We start from the raw sequence: 18,836 nt of genomic DNA on the forward strand, positions 1-18,836 counted from the left end.
CGAAGGACCCTTCGGCCCGGTGTGCGCCGTAGTCGGCACAGGTTCGGGAAGTGCCTGATGCATGGAGGGGTATCTCGATTCGGTTGTGGAGTCCAGGTCGACGGGAACCAAGAGCGCCCGACTCAAACCCTGTGGTGCAGGTCACGGTAGCTGTTGACGCCACAAGGTGCCCAATACGAATTCCAACATCGAATCATCAACGAATACGTATAAGACGGTATCCAGCACGGATTAAGGAATCTCTTATGCGTCGATGCCTGAATATGTCTTCGACGTTTGTCGGGACGACGCCTAACGTCCATGAAGAAGCGTGCGAATGAGACGCACGCCACCATAGGAGGATCGATCGATGACGGTCACAGACTCAAACGACCGCAGCACTATCTTGAATTCAGGTGTTCGGCTCACCGATGTCAGCGGAACAGACTTGGATCTCCCCACCCCGTGGACGCCGATCAAGGTATCGCGCAACGAGATCGAGGCAGTGGTCGACCAGCTCGCGGCCGGCCCGCAGCCCGCCAATGGACGGCGAGCTGCGCTCATCGTCCATCCAGAATCGACACGCCGCGGGTTCGCACCCGGCATCGATGTAACGGTCGAGGTTCTACTTCCAGGTGAACGGACACTGCGTATTCGCCGAAACTCGACCCAGGTGCACATCGGCATTCGCAGCAACGGCAGCGTGACCGCCGATGGTGTCACCTTCCGGTTCGATGAACTGGATGTGTGCACGATCCCGTCGATGAAGCCGTTCCAATTTCACAACGACGGTGACGACCTCTGGGTGCGGTTGTCTTACTCGAATGCGCCTTTGCTCGCCCAACTGGGTACGCATTACTTTGAGCCGGTCGGAAGCGGCTGGACGGCCACTGCTCCCGTCGAAGGACCAATCGACATGGACGAACCCGTCGCGGTGGCGACCGGAGCGGCCCCCGATCATGTTGTCTCACCGGAGGGCGCCCGACTACGCGGGTACGAATTCCTCGTCGATATCGAACCAATCCCCGACAAACCCCTGCACTGGCCGTACGCCAAGACCTCGAACCTCATGTCCCAGCGACCCGGCGACGGCGAGCGGACGATCATGGCGCTTTACAACCCGTCGACTGAGCGCAAACAAGGTGCCACGAGCAGCTTCTTCGTAACGCTCTCGCAGATCCCAGCCGGCCATAAGCCCCATCCCGAAGGACGAGGACACCGACATAGTTCGGTTGCGATCAACTATCACTTCAAAGGTTCGGGATATTCCATCGTGGACGGGCAACGCATCGATTGGGAACCTGGTGACCTGTTGCTATCCGCGCCGTCATGGCGTGAACACGCCCACTACCCAAGTGAGACTGGCGTCAGTGCCTACACCGTACAGGACCACCCGTTGCATATCGGAATGGAATCTCTTGTCTGGCAGGAGGACCTGAACGGACCGATACTCGCCTTGGGGACCGAAGCAGGGCAGACAGGCTACCTCGCGCCACGGAATTGGGACGACGACAACACGTAGTCGACAGCGGCAACCGCCCCACCGCCCACCGTAGGACAGGAACGTCATGACCTTCGAACCCGAAACGCCCATCGACCCCGACATTGCTATCATCGACGCTCACCATCATCTCTTCGACCGGCCGAATGCCATCGTGGAGATGGTGATGCGGCGCAAACGTTTTCTCATCGAGGACTACGTCGACTACGTCTCCGACGGACACAACGTCGTCGCCTCCGTCGTCGTCGAGTCCCAGTCGATGTACCGCATGGACGGGCCTGACAAATTCCGAACTGTCGGACAGACCGAATTCCACAACGGCCAAGCAGCTATGGGCGCAAGCGGCGCCTACCGTGGGATACGCGTAGCGGATGGCATCGTCGGAACGATCGACCTACGACGGTCGACCGCACGCGAGACGCTGGCAGCGCATACCGAAGCAGCACCCACCAGATTCAAAGGAATCAGACAAGAGGCGCTCTGGGACGAGGACCCATCCATACTTGCTGGCGTCTTCGACCTCGGACCAGGGCTGTATCGCGACGAAGACTTCAGGCGCGGTTTCGCGTATTTGGCACCGATGGGATTGACGTTCGACGCATTCGTTCTCGCCCCCCAGCTCTCCGACGTAGCGGATCTCGCTCGCGCTTTCCCCGAGACGTCCATCGTCCTCGACCACATGGGACATCCGCTCGGCATCGGACGCCACGCAGGGCGCATGGAACAGGAACGTCCACAGTGGGAGAGAGATATGCGCGCGATTTCAGAGTGTGAGAACGTGACCGTCAAGATGGGCGGCCTCGGGTCGTTCATGTCAGGGTCCCCTACCTTCTTGGCCGACCCACCCGCAAACTCGGAAACACTTGCTGCCGAGTGGCGTCCGTACGTCGAGACCACAGTGGATTTATTCGGACCCGACCGCACCATGTTCGAGAGCAACGTCCCCACCGACGGGTCCGGCCCCTTCGCGAACGTATGCAATGCGTACCAACGGTTGACGGCTCAGTACTCGAAACCGGAGCGCGAATCGATCTTCGCCGGCACTGCCGCGCGCATCTACCAGTTGACCAATGTTCTTTCCCCTGCGTGACACGCCCCGACCACAGACTCGCCTCCGGAGGTACCCCGATGAGCACCAATTCACCAGCCTTCCCAATCGACTTCCGCGATGAAAGTTTCCTCGCGGGCGATAGGGCGCAGGCTTACGCGAAGCTCCGGGAACTCGGCACAGTTCCGTGGCCCAACATGAAGTCGACCTGGATAGTCAGTCGCCACCAAGATATTCGCGACATCACACGGTCTACGACCACGCGGGTTCAGCCAGCAGGAACAACCGCGCCTGCGTGGCTCGATGACAGCCCCGCTCGTGACCGCCTCCGGGCTAACCTTGTACAGATCGACGAGCCAGATCACAGCAGGCTACGCAACGTAGTCGGCCCATTGTTTATTCCGCGGCGGGTAGCGCAGTTTAGAGACTTCGCCACCGAATCTGTCGCCAGCGCGCTGTCGCAAATAACGGACGGTGAGACAATCGATGCCGTCCGGCAGATTGCTGTCGACATCCCTCGCGGTGTCATCTGCCGATTTCTCGGTATACCCGAGGAGGATTGGGGTTGTCTGACGGAAAGCCAACACGACTTTCTGATGATCTTCTCTCCGGTTCCGCTCGACGAACTGCAAACGACTGCGTTGAACGCGATTACTACCTTTTACCTCGACTACTTCGAAGACTTTCTGAGTACTCGAACCGCCGACGAGCACAGCCCGTACGTACGACTTCTACTTGAGGCCGAAGCGCGTGGCGAGCTCTCCCACATCGAGGTCCTGTCACTCATCCACACGGTTCTCGATGCAGGGTATGAGACCACCCGGACGTCCATCTCCAACATTTTCGAGATCTTCGCGCTACATCCCGAGATTTTCGCCGAGCTGAAGTCAAACCCAGCGCTCGTGGAGACGGCGACGGAGGAGCTGCTTCGGTTTCGTTCACCGCTGCATGTTCGCGAGCGTTACCTGGTCGAGCCGTTCGCCGCCTCCGATGGCACCGTCCTTCCGGCCGGTGCACACGTAATCCTGATGCTTGCAGCAGCCAACCGTGACGACACGGTGTTCGATAACCCGAATTCCATCGATTTCCGCCGGAGCAATGCCAATCAACACCTGGCGTTCGGCGGCGGACTCCACCACTGCCTCGGCGCGCCCATAGCGCGCCTTCAAATCCAGGAGACCCTCAAAGGATTGATAACCGGCTTTGATCGTATCGAACCCGCCGGAGCAGGATCAAGATTTCCTGACCTGATCTTTCCTGCCTTGACCTCACTTCCGGTCGCAATGCGCACCTCGGACGTGGTCCGACCGTGACTGCGGATCTGACACTCACCGTCACAGGTAAGACCGCGTTAACTGAAGACGTAGTTCAGCTCGAGCTGTCCTCAACAGAGCGCAAACTGCCCACATGGGACGCCGGGGCACACATCGATCTACAGTGCGGTTCGCATCTGCGAACCTATTCGTTGTGCGGCGACCCAGACGACCACAAGCACTACCGAATTGCGGTACTGCGCGAACCATCAGGACGTGGTGGATCGGCCCACGTTCACGACGTGCTCGCGATCGGCGACACAGTTGATGTATCGCTGCCGCGCAATCACTTTCGGTTAGCCGACGCACAAGAGTACGTCTTCATCGCAGGCGGCATCGGCATCACCCCTATCATCCCAATGATCGCTGCTGCACGCTCCCGTGGAATACCATGGTCGCTGTACTACGGTGGTAGATCCAGAGCCGCAATGGCTTACGTCGACGAGCTCAGCGCCCTCGGTGAGATGGTCGAACTGTTCCCGCAAGACGAATGCGGACCGTTGCCTCTGTCGGCAATACTGGGGGCAGTCGTTCACGATGCCAAAATATTCTGCTGCGGACCACCTGCCCTTCTCGACGCGGCGACCAAAGCGAGCAGTCATTGGCCCACGAACTCCCTTCACATCGAGAGGTTCATACCCAAGGATATCGAAGAGGCGACCGACTACCCCTTCGATGTGCACCTGGCTCGGCGCGGAACAACACACCATGTTGCAGCCGACCGCAGCATCCTCGATGTGCTCAACGACGCCGGTGTCAATGTACCTACATCGTGTGGTGTCGGCACATGCGGTACCTGTGAGCTCGCGGTCGTCGCCGGAACACCCGAACACCGCGACTCGGTCCTGACATTGGACGAACAGGCGGAGGGACAATACATGATGCCATGCGTCTCTCGTTCAGCAACAACGACTCTCACTCTGGACCTGTGACAGTCAGGACTTAATGAATCCTCGAACCTACGAGATGCGTACGTTCACCGACACACACGACCAGAGGATTAGTTTTGACAGCACCGCGCAATACCGTCGCGCAGTTACACACAGACCTATGGATTGGCGGCTACCAGACTGAATCCTCCTCCGGAGCGCGATTCAGCGTCATAAACCCTGCCACCGGAGCCGTCATCGCCGCGGTTGCCGACGCGACAGCCGCCGACGGACTGTCCGCGTTGGAGATCGCCGATTCAGTCCAAACGGATTGGGCTACAACAGCACCGAGTGACCGAGCCGGTGTGTTGCGTCGCGCCTATGAACTCCTTCACACGCGGGCGGAGGAGTTCGCGTCGTTGATCACGCTCGAAATGGGAAAACCATTGTCGGAGAGTCGAAACGAGGTAATCTATGGCGCGGAGTTCCTACGGTGGTTCAGCGAAGAAGCGGTGCGTATAGCGGGCCGATATGCTGCGGCTCCAACTGGAACGGGTCGTATCTTGGTGACCAAGAGTCCCGTTGGGCCCGTGCTGGCCATCACCCCCTGGAACTTTCCGCTCGCGATGGGCACACGCAAGATCGGCCCCGCGCTGGCCGCAGGATGCACGGTGATCGTAAAACCGGCTGAGGACACCCCCCTCACCATGCTTCTACTAGCGCAAATATTCAATGATGCAGGACTACCTCGAGGTGTACTGTCAGTGTTGCCGACATCCGACGCTGCGGGTGTCTCTGGGCCGATGATGGCCGATTCGCGACTACGCAAGATCACCTTCACCGGTTCGACTGCAACCGGGAAGCTGTTGATCCGCAGCTCGGCGGATCGTGTGCTCCGAACGTCTATGGAACTTGGAGGTAACTCCCCGTTTATTGTATTTGCCGACGCCGATGTCGACGCGGCAGTGGACGGAGCGATCCTCGCCAAGATGCGCAACGGTGGGGAGGCCTGCACAGCAGCAAACAGGCTCTTTGTGGCCAACTCAATACGTGAGGAATTCACAGACAAGCTGGTTGCGCGCGTGACCGCTCTGACGGTCGGCGCTGGTGACCAGCCGGGCACCGAAATCGGGCCCATGGTAAACCTGAAGCAACAGATTGCTGTGGGATCGCTTGTCGAGGACGCCGTCGCCAAAGGTGCGCGCGTGCGAACGGGGGGCTCCGCACCTGACTGCGACGGCTTTTACTTCACCCCAACCGTTCTGGATAATATTCCAACCGATGCACGGTTACTTGAGGAAGAGATATTCGGGCCGGTGGCTGCCGTGATCGGATTCGATACCGACGACGAGGCACTCACGGCGGCCAACGCGACCGCGTACGGATTGGCTGCATATCTGTTCACCACAAATCTCGATCGCGCGATCAACGTGTCAGCTGCCTTGGACGTTGGTATGGTTGGAATCAACAGGGGCGTAATTTCCGACGCCGCTGCACCATTCGGTGGCGTGAAGGAGTCGGGATTCGGTCGAGAAGGCGGCTCCGAGGGGATAGGCGAGTATCTCGAGACAAAGTACATTGCTCTCTAAAATATGCACGACACGCACCTCTGACGACAAGGGCAAGAGTTCGCCTAGGAATAGGGCGATACCGTGCAAAATTTGCGGGAGTATGCAGACTCGTTTCGTAACAGCGACAAGACCGGCGAACCGCAGGGGTTTTTCGCCTTACGCGCCATTGGAGACAACCTGAACGTGATGGCTCGACGTAACGGCGACGGAAGTATTCGCGTCTCTGTCTCGATCCGCGGCGACGAGAACTGGTTTGTCCAAAACCGTATCGATGCGGCGGATCCCGTCGGATCAAAAGCGCGCCTTCGGCAACTTTTTTCAGCCTGGGACCCGTCTTTGATCGCGATGCTTGATGCCACTGACGACCGGGTTGTTCCCCGCCCGATTCTGGCTACCCCACTGGATGTCCGTTGGAAGACACAACCAGACGTGACGCTACTGGGGGATGCTGCACATCTGATGGCACCTACTGGTGACGGCGCAAATCAAGCGATGCTGGACGGCGCAATCCTCGGAACCTCGATCGCCGAGACCCTGGAGGCGCGCAAGCCGCTCAGTGAGGCAGTCTGCGCATACGAGGCAGAGATGTTTCCTCGAGCCTCCGCGATCGCGGCAGAGTCCCGAAGGATGGAAGAACTAGGGATAGCGTCTGACGCAGCAAGGAATCTGGTAGCGATGCTCGCTTCTGTGGATTCACCCTGATGACACGGGCGCGCGGTTGTTTTCGAATGACCTGTGGTAGGTCCTTTTCTGTGACCATACCTGGGTCATGGCCGCTAACCGAGCAGTCAACCACCTCGCAGACTTTGCTAGAATTCGAGGCCAATCGTGTTGTGACAGAGACTGAAACACCGATGGTGCAAAATTGCGTCATTGATCGGAGCAGTTCCGATCGATGCGCCCTTGCCCTCAGGTCTTCTTGTCGAAGCGCGAGGCGCGGCCGGAGTGATGAAGATCGAGGACTGGCACAGCACAGAGGGCTTTCTCGCATCGGCCGAATCAACGGTATCCACCAACCTGCTCGGCCCGATCCGGCTGATCGCCGCATTCATCGATCATTTTCAGTTGCAACCAGATTCGATGATCCTCACCGTGTCGTCCGGTGTGGCGTTCACTCCCCTGTCGTTGACGCCCTCCTACAACGCCTCCAAGGCCGCGATCCACCTGCTCAGCGAATCCATGCGCCTGCAGCTGGTCGACACGAGCGTCAAAGTGCTCGAGCTGGTGCCGCCGTCGGTGCGCACCGCGCTCGTTCCCGCAGCAGAACAACCCGCACGCGGTTCCGCTCGATGAATTCATCGCCCAGGTCATGCAGATCATCGAGTCGCAGCCCGAAACGACCGAAATTCACGTCGACGCAGTCAAGCCCCTCCGCTTCGCCGAAGCAGCTGGCCAGTACCCCCCAAGCCGTCGCGCTCCTCAACAGCCTCAACTAAGCAAAGGACCACACTCATGCCCACCCTTGTTTCCATCCCCAACCTCGCTGGAAAACTGGCGCTGATAACCGGTGCAAGTGACGGCATCGGCCTTGAAATCGCATCCCGTCTGGCAAGTGCAGGCGCGGAACTGATTTTGCCGGTTCGCAATACGAGGAAAGGTGAGGCCGCGGCCGACCGCCTCCGCAGAGAATTCCCCGGCGCGCAGATCTCCGTCCGTGCCCTCGACCTCTCGTCCCTGAGCTCCATCGCGAAGCTCGCCGACCATTTGCTGCGCGACGGCAGACCGATCAATCTGTTGATCAATAACGCCGGAGTAATGACCCCGCCGTCGCGGCAGACCACCCAAGACGGTTTCGAGCTCCAACTCGGCACCAACCACCTCGGGCACTTCGCGCTTGTCGCGCAGATCCTCCCGCTGCTGACGGCCGGCAAGGCCCGCGTGACCAGCCAGATCAGTTTCGCAGCGAACTATCACGCGGTCAACTGGGAGGACCCGAACTGGGAACACAGCTACAACGGATCCAAAGCGTACAGCAGCTCGAAGATTGTGCAAGGCCTGTTCGCAATCGAGCTTCAACGTCGCAGCGATACCGCAGGCTGGGGAATCCGCAGCACATTTTCACACCCCGGAATTTCCCCGACCAACCTCCTTGCGGCCCAGCCGACAATGGGTCGAACGAAGGACACCATGACGGTGAAGATGGTGCGCACTTTCTCCCGTCTCGGCATCATCGTCGGCACGCGGGAATCGGCGGCTCAGCCGGCCCTTCTCGCAGCGACCGACCCGCAGGCGGCCGGCGGTTCGTTCTACGGACCTAAGGGCTTCATGCACCTCGGGGGCGCCGCAGCGACTCAGCCCATCTACAGCCGGCTGACCAGCGAAGTCGACGCTTGCCGTGCTTGGGACCTCTCAGAACGTCTGACTCGCATGAGCTTTCCCGTCACTTCCTCTCCCGCAGAATGGCACTAAGGAGCATCACGATTATGACTGACCTGAGCAACAAAACCGCTCTGATCACCGGGTCCGCTCGGGGTATCGGCAAGGCAATTGCCCTGCGGTACGCAACCCTTGGCGCGAACGTCGTCGTCAACTACTCGGGCGATGTCGCGAACGCCGAGCAGACCGTCGCCGAACTCGAAGCCCTCGGTGCGAAGACGATCGCCCATGAATCGCTTTGATTGCCTTCTGACTGAACGTACGTTCAGTCAAGGGTGTCAATCGCAAAACCAGGCTAGACGGCCACAAAGAGTAGACACGGGGTCGAACTTCGCCTGCTCGGTGGGGGCTCGCTGGCTTTGTTGCTCGGCCGCGCTTCATCCGCGGGGCATTCAAGGTCCCGAAGTCGTTCCGACCCTCAAGTGAGGGTCGACAGTCGGTCGGTCCTCTGCCCAGCAATGCGGTTTCGCGTAGCGCCCACCGCCATGATTTAGCCATGTCTATCCACGGCGATGACCTTGCCGTGGATCGCCATGCACTCGTCTCGTCGCCGAGTGATCGAGGATGCGCTACAGCAGTGCTTCGATTCGGTCCTCGACCTCGTTGACCATGCCTGGGCCGGAGTTCCGGCCATTGGCGGCGATGTCGGTGGGTCTGGTATGTCGTGATAGCGCCCTGTGTGCACCTCGGTGCGCACGTTCGCGATCTCGTTTTCCTGTTGATGGGTCCTGACCCACGAAAGGCATCCTTGATCGGCTGCGAAACACTGTGCCGCGGTTCATGCGCTGCTCGAAACGAATTAGGTGGTCTTCTCCGGTGTATCGGCGTCGAGGTAGCCCCACCAGTCGACACCGTTCTTGTCCTGCCGGAGGTTGTTCGCGACGGTCCCCAACGGCTCCCCGATATCGAAGTCGGCCACTTCTCGGCCGAAGCGCCCAGCGTCTGCCGTATCCGCAACAGGAGGCGGCCCCGATTGTGTCATCCGAATTCCCAGAGTCTTCGCGACAGTCATGTACCGGTACACAACGCAGAACGCATCCGGACCGTCCGTCCACGCGTCGGCAACACCGACACCCCACTCTTCGGACAACGAGCTCGTCGACAGGCGACGCAAGCATGAAGCCAAAGCGGATTCCGCCCAGGTCGACGACAGCTCACCGTACTGTTCCAACAGTTCACGGTGCATCGAGGTGTATCGACGGGCCGATGGAGAATAGACCTGGGGCAGCAACGGTTCCGGCCGGAAAGTAGTCTTCGCGGAGTCCGTGCTGCTGTCGATCCATGATCTGCAGCTTAAGACGGGCAGCGGCACCCTCGGAGAACCGTGACAGCGACTGCCCGCACATACCCCACGTCGGGGCGCAGAGCAATACGACCGGTCTTGATATGCAGGGTTTACCAGCAAACCTCTGCATATGCTGTGCCGCAGTGTCTTTGACTTGCGATCGCAGTTCAGCTGTCACCACGCAACTACGCCCCGGTTGATGCGTACTCGAAAACCCGCCGTCGAACGAATCACGGGGCAGCGCTAGCTGGAGTCGGGGCCTGGGCTGGTCAGACGATGCCGGCCAGGTCTCCCATCCGTGCCGTACAACCGTCCCTGTCCCTCCCACATAGCGACTCCGTCGACGAGTCGGGCGCTTGTGAATCCACCGCTGCCACCCCATGGCCATGCGGTATCAAGGTCGGCAACAACGTCCTGGACAAAATCAGGCATGCCCCGCCAGCGCGACGACGCTCGCGAAGACCGGGACACCGTCGATCGCCCAATCGACGTGTTCAATACCGTTGCCGTACTGGCGCACACGCAGGGCGCAGACCAATCAAGCCAGAGCCGATGTCTACGGCTCAGGCAAGTACGAGCGCACCAGCCGAACCCCAGCAAGGGAGCTGGAAGTTGCCCGCTCAGCTGTAGCCGGCCAGCGGGAGGTAAGCACCCCGTACCGTTCACGAGATGCGTCTGATGAAAGCGGCCACCCCGCTCGTCGTCGCGGTGGTGGTAGCTGGCTGCGGCAACCTGATCGACACCGAGGTCATCGGCAAAACGGGGCTCACTCGTAGCGCGGACGGCTCCGTGGTGATTTTGATCAACGTGTGTACCGACAGTGTCGATGACGTCGGCGTCTCCGGAAGCCGAAACGGCCTTGCCCAGGACCAGCAGAACACAACCCTCGGTGAGCTGCACGCATCGAAGCCGCAATCGGGGTCCGTTCAAGTATCCCTGACTGCGCCCGAATCTCCCTGGACGGCCGACCCAGTGGTTCGACTACCCGACGATCCCGGTTCGCTGTTCATCGTCGTCGCCTCCACGGACGGTGATACGAGCACGCAAGCTGCTCAAGTCTCGGCAACACGCCATCAGGTCGATGCCTTGCCGCAGGGATTCGTTCTCGTGTCGTCGGCGAAGCAGACTGCCCGATCGGAGTTCGGTAGCTCCTGTTGAGGCCACGAGGCCCGGGGGAATACGACGAGTTTTGAAATGCAGGGTTACCAGTAGACGTCTGCATACGCTGTGCTAGAACAGTTTTGAATCATCGGCCCGTTGTTGATCCGTTGGCCCCTCAGGTGGACATGTAGCGCAGGCCGTTGAACAGGACGTCCAATCCACGGTTCAGTTCGTGGGCACCGTCGTATTCCGTGATGAGCGGGGGGATGACGGACATGATGGGAAAGTCTTCGATCGGCAGTCTGCGCAGCGCGAGGCGCAATCTGTCCCCTGTCTCGTCTGGATGATCCGTTGTCTCCTGGGTCTCGCTGAGCACATGCCCGCGCAGTAAGGACATCAGCAATCGGTAGGCCGAGAGTGCTTCGGGGACGGTGAAACCGCCAGTGGCCAGTACACCGAGGATGCCTTCGAGTGACACCAATGACCTCGTGGTGCCCAGTCCGAGTGGCGTAGCCCGGGGCCGCGTCGCCAGAAGAACTGCCGCCCGCGGGTGTTCGAGGGCGAGCTCGCGGTAATGCCGCGCGAAGATCGTCAGTTGACGTCTCCAGTCGGTGTCGGTCTCGTCGACCGCTACGAGGCCTCCGAGGATCGAATCGGCGATCGCGTCCAGCAGGGCCTCTTTGGTTGGAACGTAACGGTAGATGGTCATCGGGTCGCGATCGATGGACGCGGCCAGACTGCGGATGGTCAGGCTGTCGAGTCCGGTGCCATCGATGATGGCCAAGGCGGCTGATACGACGTCTTCGCGATCGATCTTGTCGCGGGGAAGTTGATTGGATCGGTCCGAGGGCGTCATGAAGTGCTTCACCATTTTCGGTAAATCAAGGTAAGCAGCACGCTAGTCGGCTTTCGGTCCACAAACAAACTTGTTGTTCATCAACGCCCTGCGCTTGACCCGAGACCATACACGTGGTCAGCTGTTGCTCTACACCGTAGAGATACGGGGAAACTCTTTGTTTGCTGAGTGGGCCATGAGCCTCCGCTGGTCTTCCATCTCATTCGCTCGGTTGCAGACAGTCGGCCGGCGATCCACCGATCTACGGACTCTGCGAGACCTCGACGCCCCTGGTGAAATCCAGTGAACATCGTCGACCGTCGCGGAATCTCACAGTCGACTCTCGTCGGGGGAATCGATACCCATAATTCGCTGTGCGACAACACGTTTAACTCGAACCCCCTCCATCAGATCGGTACACACATGTACGCTCCGCAACACCCGTCGCCGTCCACATCCCGACGCAAGGGCTCTGCGTTGATTGCCCTCGCCGGCACGTCGCGCTGGCAACCAGTGCGCTCATGCTGGTCAATGCTTCGGCAGCCGGCGCTCAGCCCACCACCGTCGAACTCGGCACCGCTGAGAGCTACGCCGTACTGGCCGGCTCCAAGATCACCAACACCGGACCGTCGAAAATCAGCGGAAACGTCGGAGTGAGTCCAGGGGTCGGCGTCGAACCGTTCATCACAGGATTCCCGCCGGGAGAGCTCACCAGTGGGGTCATTAACGACCGCAATTCTGTTGCAGCACAGGCGAAAGCGGACCTGAGCACCGGACACGACGACGTGGCCGGACGGCCGGGAGCAACCTCGACCGGAGTCGAACTGGGCGGACCGACTCTGCTGGCAGGGTTGTACGGCTCGGGCTCACCGGAACCCTGGCACTCGATGCGCAGGGCAAATCGGATGCCGTCTTCATCTTCCAGGCGGCATCGACGCTGATCACGGCATCCGACGGCAGTGTCTCGCTGATCAACGGGGCCAACCCGTGCAACGTGTTCTGGCAGGTCGGAAGCTCGGCCACTCTCGGTACCAGTACCGATTTCGTGGGCACGATCATGGCGCGGGCGTCGATCACCGCGACCACGAATGCCGATGTACAGGGACGACTACTGGCTCTGGATGGCGCGCCACGCCGCCATCAGCGTGATCAGCAGCTCTGCCCTGTTCGACAGCATCACCGCGACAACGTCGCCGCGGGTGACACCGCGATCGGCGAGTTGTGCCGCGCATGCGTCCACTCGGGTGGCGAAGTCGTTGTAGGTCAGAGCACCGGAATCGTCTCGAACACAAAGAGACTGACCGCGTTCGGCGGTAGAGTTCCACGGAAAGTATCCGATGGCAGACATGTATCCTCATCCTCCAATGCAGGGTGTGATTCGGAACACTATCGAGAATGGGTGTCTCCAAAACGGCCCGTGGGGCCAGATTTAGGTCGATGATTCGTGCTCACGTAACAACATGACCGCGGTTCGTCCGCTCACACCAGCGACGCCGTTAGACCACCGGTGACCCAGGTCGCGCGATTTGACCCAAGGAACGCAGCCAACTCCGCGATGTCTGCGAGCGACGTCGAAGATCTGCTCTGGCGAAGTGTCCGGAAAGCCGACCACCTGGTGAGTGCCTCGTGTGCGACGACCAGCCCGGTCCTCAAGTCGACGATCGGCTGAAATACTGGGACCAGTGAGCTGAAATAGTCATCGAAGTCACTGTCGACAGCTAACTCTCACCCACGCTCCCGGTTCGACCGCTGAACGTACACAGAGGCTTTAGCTCCCTGCGCCGCGGCGCGCGGGGGCGTTGTCCATATGCGGACTGTTTCACAGCGGGGCCGCCCAGCGTATGCAAAATTTCTACCCAAGCGACGTACAGCCCGGAAGTAGCACTCATCGCGTAGGCGTCTCGAGCTGTATCGGGAGGGAGATCTTGCCTACTGCATAGGCGCGTGGATCATAACTCGCTTCCGGCTCGGTAGACCTCTCGTTCATAGGTAACTTGTTTGTTAACGATCTTCGGACGCTGCATGAACCGTTGACAGCTCGGGTGCCAAATGAGAAGGTATTCGCATATTAGAAGAGTGTCGTAGTTTGACGCTTGACGGTCGGCCCGCCCAAGTCGCCCTGACTTCCAGGAGAATTCATGTCGCACAATTCGGTAGCTCTCGTCGCTGACATCGGCGAAAGCTTCGGCAACTATTCGCTCGGCGACGATAACGCCATCTTGGACCTGATCACCACGGCCAATGTCGCGTGCGGGTTCCATGCGGGCGATCCGCGCGTGATGGAGCAGACCGTTCGCGCCTGTATCGAGCGCGGTGTCGAAATCGGAGCGCATCCCGGATATCCCGACCTGGTCGGCTTCGGTCGTCGTGCGATGGCATGCACGGAAGACGAGATCCGCACCGACACTCTGTACCAAATCGGAGCTCTCAGCGCCTTCGTCAAGGCACAGGGCGGATCGATCTCGCACGTGAACCCGCACGGACGCATGGGAAACCTGACGGTGACGGATGCAACCCACGCACGGGGAGTCGCCGACGCTGTCGCGTCGTTCGATCCGTCGCTCATCGTCGTCACGCAGGAGGGACTGCTCGCCGAGGAATCACGGGCTCGCGGACTGCAGGTCGCACTCGTCTTCCTTGCCGACCGCGGCATGGAGAACGACGGAACCCCGGTTCTCAGAACCGAACCCGGCGCCCTCATCCACGACGTCGACGCCATCGCCGCACGCACGGTGCGCATGATCAGAGAAGGCGTCGTGACATCGGTGCACGGACAGGACGTCCCACAGGTGTGCGATCTGGTTCTGCTGCACGGAGACAACGCGGATGCGATCGACAATGCGCGCTCGATAAATCGCGCACTGCACGAGGCCGGCGTGGACGTTGCACCGTTGCGTACCATTCTGTCCGCACGCCACGCTGTCAACGCCTGACCGGGCGTCGGCACGGAAACCGAGAAAATCAGTCCGATGTCCGATACGCAGGCGGCCGTCCGGGTGGACCACCGGCAGTACGGCGATGCGGCGATCATGCTGACCGTGGTTGCCGCCGACAAGACAGTTCGGGGACGCACAACCCGATCCGTGCGCACACAGGTACTGGCGGCGCGGGTCGACGGCGTGACCGATATCGTCGCAGGGCTCGATTCCATACTTGTGCAATATGATTGCGCGACACACGACGCGGACGGTATCGACGCCGCTCTGTCCGAGGCTGTCGACGCAGCACTGAAAGCCGACGCTACCGGCGTACCGGGCCGCCGCTTTGTGATTCCGACCGTATTCGGCGGAGACTTCGGTCCTGATCTGGACTCTGCAGCAGAAGAATTGAGCATCTCTCCGAGCGAACTCGTCGCCCGGTTCACCGAGTCCGCGCACATGGTCGAGCTTCTCGGATCCGGCACCGCACCCATGATGCGCGCGCCATATCTGGGCGGCCCGCTCGCCCGTCGATCGGCACCACGTTCCGCGGTTCCGGGCGGTGCCGTCATGGCAGCAGGTGAGAACTCGATCATCGGACCCGCGCCAGGTCCGAGCGGATGGCGCATCCTTGGTCGAACACCGCTGGCCCTGTTCGACATTCATCGCGATCCTGTGGTTGCGTACGGCCCCGGAGACCACTTCACGTTCGTCGCGCTCGACGCATCCGAGTGGAACGACCGCCTCGGGCTTCCATTGCAGCCGATCGACGAGCTCTCGTGAGTGCGGGTCTGCGCATCATCGACGCCGGGTGGTTGTCCACCCTGCAGGATCTCGGTCGCACCGGCGTCGAGCAATTGGGAATACCGGTCAGCGGAGCTGCCGATCAATATTCGGCCTGTGCCGCAAACCTTCTGGTCGGAAACAACCGTGCTGCCACCTGCCTCGAGATCATGGGGTCGCACTTCTCGGCAGTCGCCGATGCGGACCTGCTGATCTCGATCACCGGAGCCAATGCGACGGTGCGGGTCGACGGCCTACCGGTCTCGATGTGGCAGCCGGTGTGCGTCGGACGCGGATCCGTCGTCACGGTGACCGACGTGCGGGACGGGATCCGGCTCTACCTCGCGATCAACGGCGACATCGAGACGGACCTCTTCCTCGGCAGTGCTGCTCCGGACGCACGAATGGGCTTTCCCCAGCGCCTCCGATCAGGTGACATCGTCCGTGTGCGAACCGATTACGAGAGTTTCTTCCACCCCTACTCCGACATACCGCTGTTCGATCCGCTCGTCGTCGTGCCGAATCTTCGACGCGAGACCTGGACGATCGACGTGACCGACGGCCCCGAGATCGACGCTGCGGTAGACATGAGGGAGTTGCTGGAGGACTCCATCTACACCGTCGGCCCCCAATCCGACCACGTCGGTTTACGACTGGACGGGCCCGTGCTGCACCCGGTAGGACTACCGGAGATCACCTCGCACGGAATCCCTATCGGTGCAATCGAGATTCCACACTCGGACGAGTTGATCATTCTCGGCCGAGCCAGATCGCTCACTGCCGGCTATCCCATCGTTGCAATCGCAACACGGGTCTCGCTGTCGCTGCTCGGTCAAGCAGGTCCGGGCAGGAAGCTTCAAATTCGATGGACGACAACAGATTCAGCGGTACGTGAGTATCGCTCACAGCAGCAGGATCTGTACACACTCGGGCGGGCCATGGCGTCGATCTTCGGCTCCATCGGTGTTCCCACGGGGATTGCTGCCGCAATCTGACGGCCCTAGCGGGTCCGCGAAAGTCACGCAGCACACGCTGTTCACGCGCCGTAACTCAGTCTTCACACAAACCCATTGACCAATCTCGCGAAAAACGGGAAAGTTCTCCCAAACAAGAATAGATTCTCATTTCAAAGCACTGCGACATCTGCTGTGGCTCCGCTCTCGAAGGGATTTCTCGTTGACCACCACTCCGCTCGTCCGAATAGAACAAGGCTGGACCCGCCCGTCTGCAGAGCTGATCGCCCGGTTCGCTCGGTACCCCGTCGCCAACCTCGGCGACGCCATGGACCGGCTCGGTATCTGTGACGCGGGAATCACCCCGGTGTGGAACGGCGCGCGATTCGTCGGGAGCGCGCTGCCCATTCTCACCGCCGCCGGTGACAACGCCGCGATCATCGACGCACTCGAGTACATTCGCCCCGGCGACGTCGTCGTGGTCAACGGGTTCGGTGACCTCCACCGTGCGGTGATCGGCGACAACCTCACTCAGCGGTTCGCAGCGCACGGTGCGGTCGGTGCCGTCGTCGACGGATGTGTTCGCGACCGCGACATCATCGCCGAACTCCGGTTCCCGATGTTCTCCCGTGGCATCACTCCTGCCGGTCCGTTCAAGAACGGCCCCGGTGTCATCGGTTCTCCCGTCGCACTTGGCGGAATCGTCTGTAACCCAGGCGACATCGTTGCAGGCGACAGTGACGGCGTCATCGTCGTTCCGCCGTCACGGGCCGAGGAAGTACTCGCCGGGGCCGCCAAGATCGCAGAACGCGAGCTTGCCCTCGACGCGGAGGTCGCGGCCATGTACGCGGCAGCTCCCCGCTGACCCCAACACCCTTCTCCACTTCGGTGCCCATCGCTGCAGCTGGGCAACGGCACATCTCTCACGAGCTCGGCCACACCATGACTCCAGCGAATCCGAAAGAGACACATCATGACAGCAACAAAGGACGTACCGACGGCGAACAGCCAGGCGAAAGTGGTCAAGAAGGTCACCGTCGCCGGCACCATCGGATCTTTCGTCGAATGGTACGACTACGGCATCTACGGTCTGCTCGTTCCCACGCTCGCGATCGTCTTTGCGCCCGGTGGTGATTCGTCGGGCGGAATAATGCTCACGTATGTCGGATTCCTCGTCAGCTTCCTCGTCAGGCCGTTCGGTGGCGTGATCTCGGGGTATCTCGGTGACAAGTTCGGCCGTAAATCCCTTCTGGCAGTGCTGATTCTGATGATCTCCGGCTCCACAGCCGCGATCGGACTGATCCCGAGCTTCGAGACCATCGGTTGGGCAGCACCGATTCTCCTCATCGCGATGAGGATGATTCAGGGCTTCTCCGCCGGCGGAGAAGTTTCGGGAGCCATGTCGTTTGTCGGCGAGTACTCGGACGACGACAAGCGTGCGCGGACCACCTCGTGGTTGGCCATGGGTTCATTCACCGCCTTGCTCTTCGGCAGCCTCCTGTCCAGCGCGCTCATCTCGATCCTCGGCCAGAGCGTCCTCGAATCGTGGGCGTGGAGAATCCCGTTCCTGCTTGCAGTGCCCATGGGATTCATCGGGTTCTATATCCGTAAGCGGCTCGAGGACACCCCGCACTTCCAGGCGCTGCGCGAGGCCAACACCGTCGAGCGCAATCCGCTCAAGGTCGCGCTGACATCCAAGCGTCACCTCAAGGCGATCGCCATGACCATTGCGCTCCCCGCTCTGAACGGTCCCGGCTACTACATCTTGTTCGTCTACATGCCGACGTACTTGAAGAAGGAACAGGGCTTCAGTCAGCTGCAGGGCCTCGCCGTCACTGCGATCAGCCTCATCGCCATTCTTCTCGCCATTCCATTTGCGGCCCGGCTGTCGGATCGCATCGGCCGCAAGCCGATTCTGCTGTGGTCGGCCGTCGGCATGGCCGTCACGGCCTACCCCTGCTTCTTCCTGATCTCGCAGGGCCACATGGCGCTTGCGGCGCTCGCAGGGTGCATCCTGGCGTTCCTGTTCGCCGGTCACGCCGCCGTCATCCACGTACAGCTCGTCGAACTGTTCCCCACCAACGTTCGGTACAGCGCATACAGCATCGGTTTCAACATGACCACGGTCATCTTCGGCGGAAGCGCTCCGCTGGTGATGAACTGGCTGATTGGATTGTCCGGCAACAAGAGCATCCCGGCATACGCGGTCATTCTCACCGCGGTGATCACTGCAGTAGCGACGCTCAAGCTGGTCGAAACAGCAGGAAAACCGCTCGCCGACCGGTGACCGCACACGGCTCGACC

The 18,836-nt window shown here is 60.5% G+C and carries 16 protein-coding genes and 3 pseudogenes; 16 read left to right on the plus strand and 3 right to left on the minus strand.

Going from position 1 to position 18,836, the window contains the following annotated elements; translation table 11 throughout:
• Positions 1-349 precede the first annotated feature (349 nt).
• From CH273_RS00135 to CH273_RS00175, 9 genes and pseudogenes are all read left to right on the plus strand, one after another.
• Positions 350-1,501, plus strand: coding sequence for a cupin domain-containing protein (locus CH273_RS00135; RefSeq protein ID WP_052049186.1), 1,152 nt, complete (start codon positions 350-352; stop codon positions 1,499-1,501).
• Positions 1,502-1,547: 46 nt separating this feature from the next.
• The gene (locus CH273_RS00140) at positions 1,548-2,570 is read left to right on the plus strand and encodes an amidohydrolase family protein (RefSeq protein ID WP_032393586.1); all 1,023 of its coding nucleotides are present in this window, start codon (positions 1,548-1,550) and stop codon (positions 2,568-2,570) included.
• A gap of 38 nt (positions 2,571-2,608) precedes the next feature.
• Positions 2,609-3,841: a cytochrome P450 gene (locus tag CH273_RS00145; protein ID WP_032393587.1), complete on the plus strand. Its 1,233-nt coding sequence runs from the start codon at positions 2,609-2,611 to the stop codon at positions 3,839-3,841.
• On the plus strand, positions 3,838-4,773 hold the full coding sequence (locus CH273_RS00150; RefSeq protein ID WP_032393588.1) for a PDR/VanB family oxidoreductase: 936 nt from the start codon (positions 3,838-3,840) through the stop codon (positions 4,771-4,773). Before CH273_RS00145 ends, CH273_RS00150 begins: the two co-directional genes overlap by 4 nt.
• Before the next feature lie 74 nt (positions 4,774-4,847).
• Positions 4,848-6,299, plus strand: a complete 1,452-nt coding sequence (locus CH273_RS00155; RefSeq protein WP_032393589.1) for an NAD-dependent succinate-semialdehyde dehydrogenase — start codon at positions 4,848-4,850, stop codon at positions 6,297-6,299.
• Positions 6,300-6,362: 63 nt separating this feature from the next.
• Positions 6,363-6,983 carry an FAD-dependent oxidoreductase gene (locus tag CH273_RS28345; RefSeq protein WP_052049187.1) on the plus strand — a complete coding sequence of 207 codons (621 nt, stop codon included), beginning with the start codon at positions 6,363-6,365 and terminating at the stop codon, positions 6,981-6,983.
• A 237-nt stretch (positions 6,984-7,220) separates the two neighbouring features.
• A pseudogene (locus CH273_RS00165) lies at positions 7,221-7,782 on the plus strand (SDR family NAD(P)-dependent oxidoreductase); the annotation flags it as partial.
• Positions 7,734-8,690 carry an SDR family oxidoreductase gene (locus CH273_RS00170; protein WP_032393590.1) on the plus strand — a complete coding sequence of 319 codons (957 nt, stop codon included), beginning with the start codon at positions 7,734-7,736 and terminating at the stop codon, positions 8,688-8,690. The pseudogene CH273_RS00165 and the gene CH273_RS00170, both read left to right, overlap by 49 nt.
• Before the next feature lie 14 nt (positions 8,691-8,704).
• A complete protein-coding gene (locus CH273_RS00175) occupies positions 8,705-8,899 on the plus strand; it encodes an SDR family NAD(P)-dependent oxidoreductase (protein WP_032393591.1) in 195 nt (64 codons plus the stop codon).
• A 557-nt stretch (positions 8,900-9,456) separates the two neighbouring features.
• Here CH273_RS00175 and CH273_RS27275 read toward each other — a convergent pair.
• A complete protein-coding gene (locus tag CH273_RS27275) occupies positions 9,457-9,669 on the minus strand; it encodes a hypothetical protein (RefSeq protein ID WP_143546083.1) in 213 nt (70 codons plus the stop codon).
• A gap of 942 nt (positions 9,670-10,611) precedes the next feature.
• On the opposite strand from CH273_RS27275, the gene CH273_RS00185 reads away from it, so the two are divergent.
• The gene (locus CH273_RS00185; RefSeq protein WP_032393593.1) at positions 10,612-11,100 is read left to right on the plus strand and encodes a hypothetical protein; all 489 of its coding nucleotides are present in this window, start codon (positions 10,612-10,614) and stop codon (positions 11,098-11,100) included.
• A 118-nt stretch (positions 11,101-11,218) separates the two neighbouring features.
• Here CH273_RS00185 and CH273_RS00190 read toward each other — a convergent pair whose 3' ends face one another.
• Positions 11,219-11,899, minus strand: a complete 681-nt coding sequence (locus tag CH273_RS00190) for a TetR/AcrR family transcriptional regulator C-terminal domain-containing protein (protein ID WP_032393699.1) — start codon at positions 11,897-11,899, stop codon at positions 11,219-11,221.
• A gap of 500 nt (positions 11,900-12,399) precedes the next feature.
• On the opposite strand from CH273_RS00190, the pseudogene CH273_RS00195 reads away from it, so the two are divergent.
• Positions 12,400-12,947 (plus strand): annotated as a pseudogene (locus CH273_RS00195) (ice-binding family protein); the annotation flags it as partial.
• A gap of 57 nt (positions 12,948-13,004) precedes the next feature.
• Here CH273_RS00195 and CH273_RS00200 read toward each other — a convergent pair.
• Positions 13,005-13,226, minus strand: a pseudogene (locus tag CH273_RS00200) (AMP-binding protein); the annotation flags it as partial.
• A 790-nt stretch (positions 13,227-14,016) separates the two neighbouring features.
• On the opposite strand from CH273_RS00200, the gene CH273_RS00205 reads away from it, so the two are divergent.
• From CH273_RS00205 to CH273_RS00225, 5 genes are all read left to right on the plus strand, one after another.
• Positions 14,017-14,811, plus strand: a complete 795-nt coding sequence (locus tag CH273_RS00205; RefSeq protein WP_032393594.1) for a LamB/YcsF family protein — start codon at positions 14,017-14,019, stop codon at positions 14,809-14,811.
• Between the two features lie 36 nt (positions 14,812-14,847).
• Complete coding sequence (locus CH273_RS27910) at positions 14,848-15,579, plus strand: 5-oxoprolinase subunit B family protein (protein WP_052049191.1); 732 nt, start codon at positions 14,848-14,850, stop codon at positions 15,577-15,579.
• Entirely contained in the window at positions 15,576-16,574 is a 999-nt protein-coding gene (locus tag CH273_RS00215) for a 5-oxoprolinase subunit C family protein (RefSeq protein ID WP_032393595.1), read from the plus strand. The genes CH273_RS27910 and CH273_RS00215 overlap by 4 nt, the downstream gene beginning before the upstream one ends.
• A gap of 181 nt (positions 16,575-16,755) precedes the next feature.
• A complete protein-coding gene (locus CH273_RS00220; protein ID WP_032393596.1) occupies positions 16,756-17,397 on the plus strand; it encodes an RraA family protein in 642 nt (213 codons plus the stop codon).
• A gap of 108 nt (positions 17,398-17,505) precedes the next feature.
• Positions 17,506-18,819 (plus strand): MFS transporter, encoded by a 1,314-nt coding sequence (locus tag CH273_RS00225; protein ID WP_032393597.1) that lies wholly within the window; start codon positions 17,506-17,508, stop codon positions 18,817-18,819.
• Positions 18,820-18,836: the final 17 nt, after the last annotated feature.

The organism is Rhodococcus sp. 05-339-2 (genome assembly GCF_002258965.1).
Taxonomy (GTDB): Bacteria; Actinomycetota; Actinomycetes; order Mycobacteriales; family Mycobacteriaceae; genus Rhodococcoides.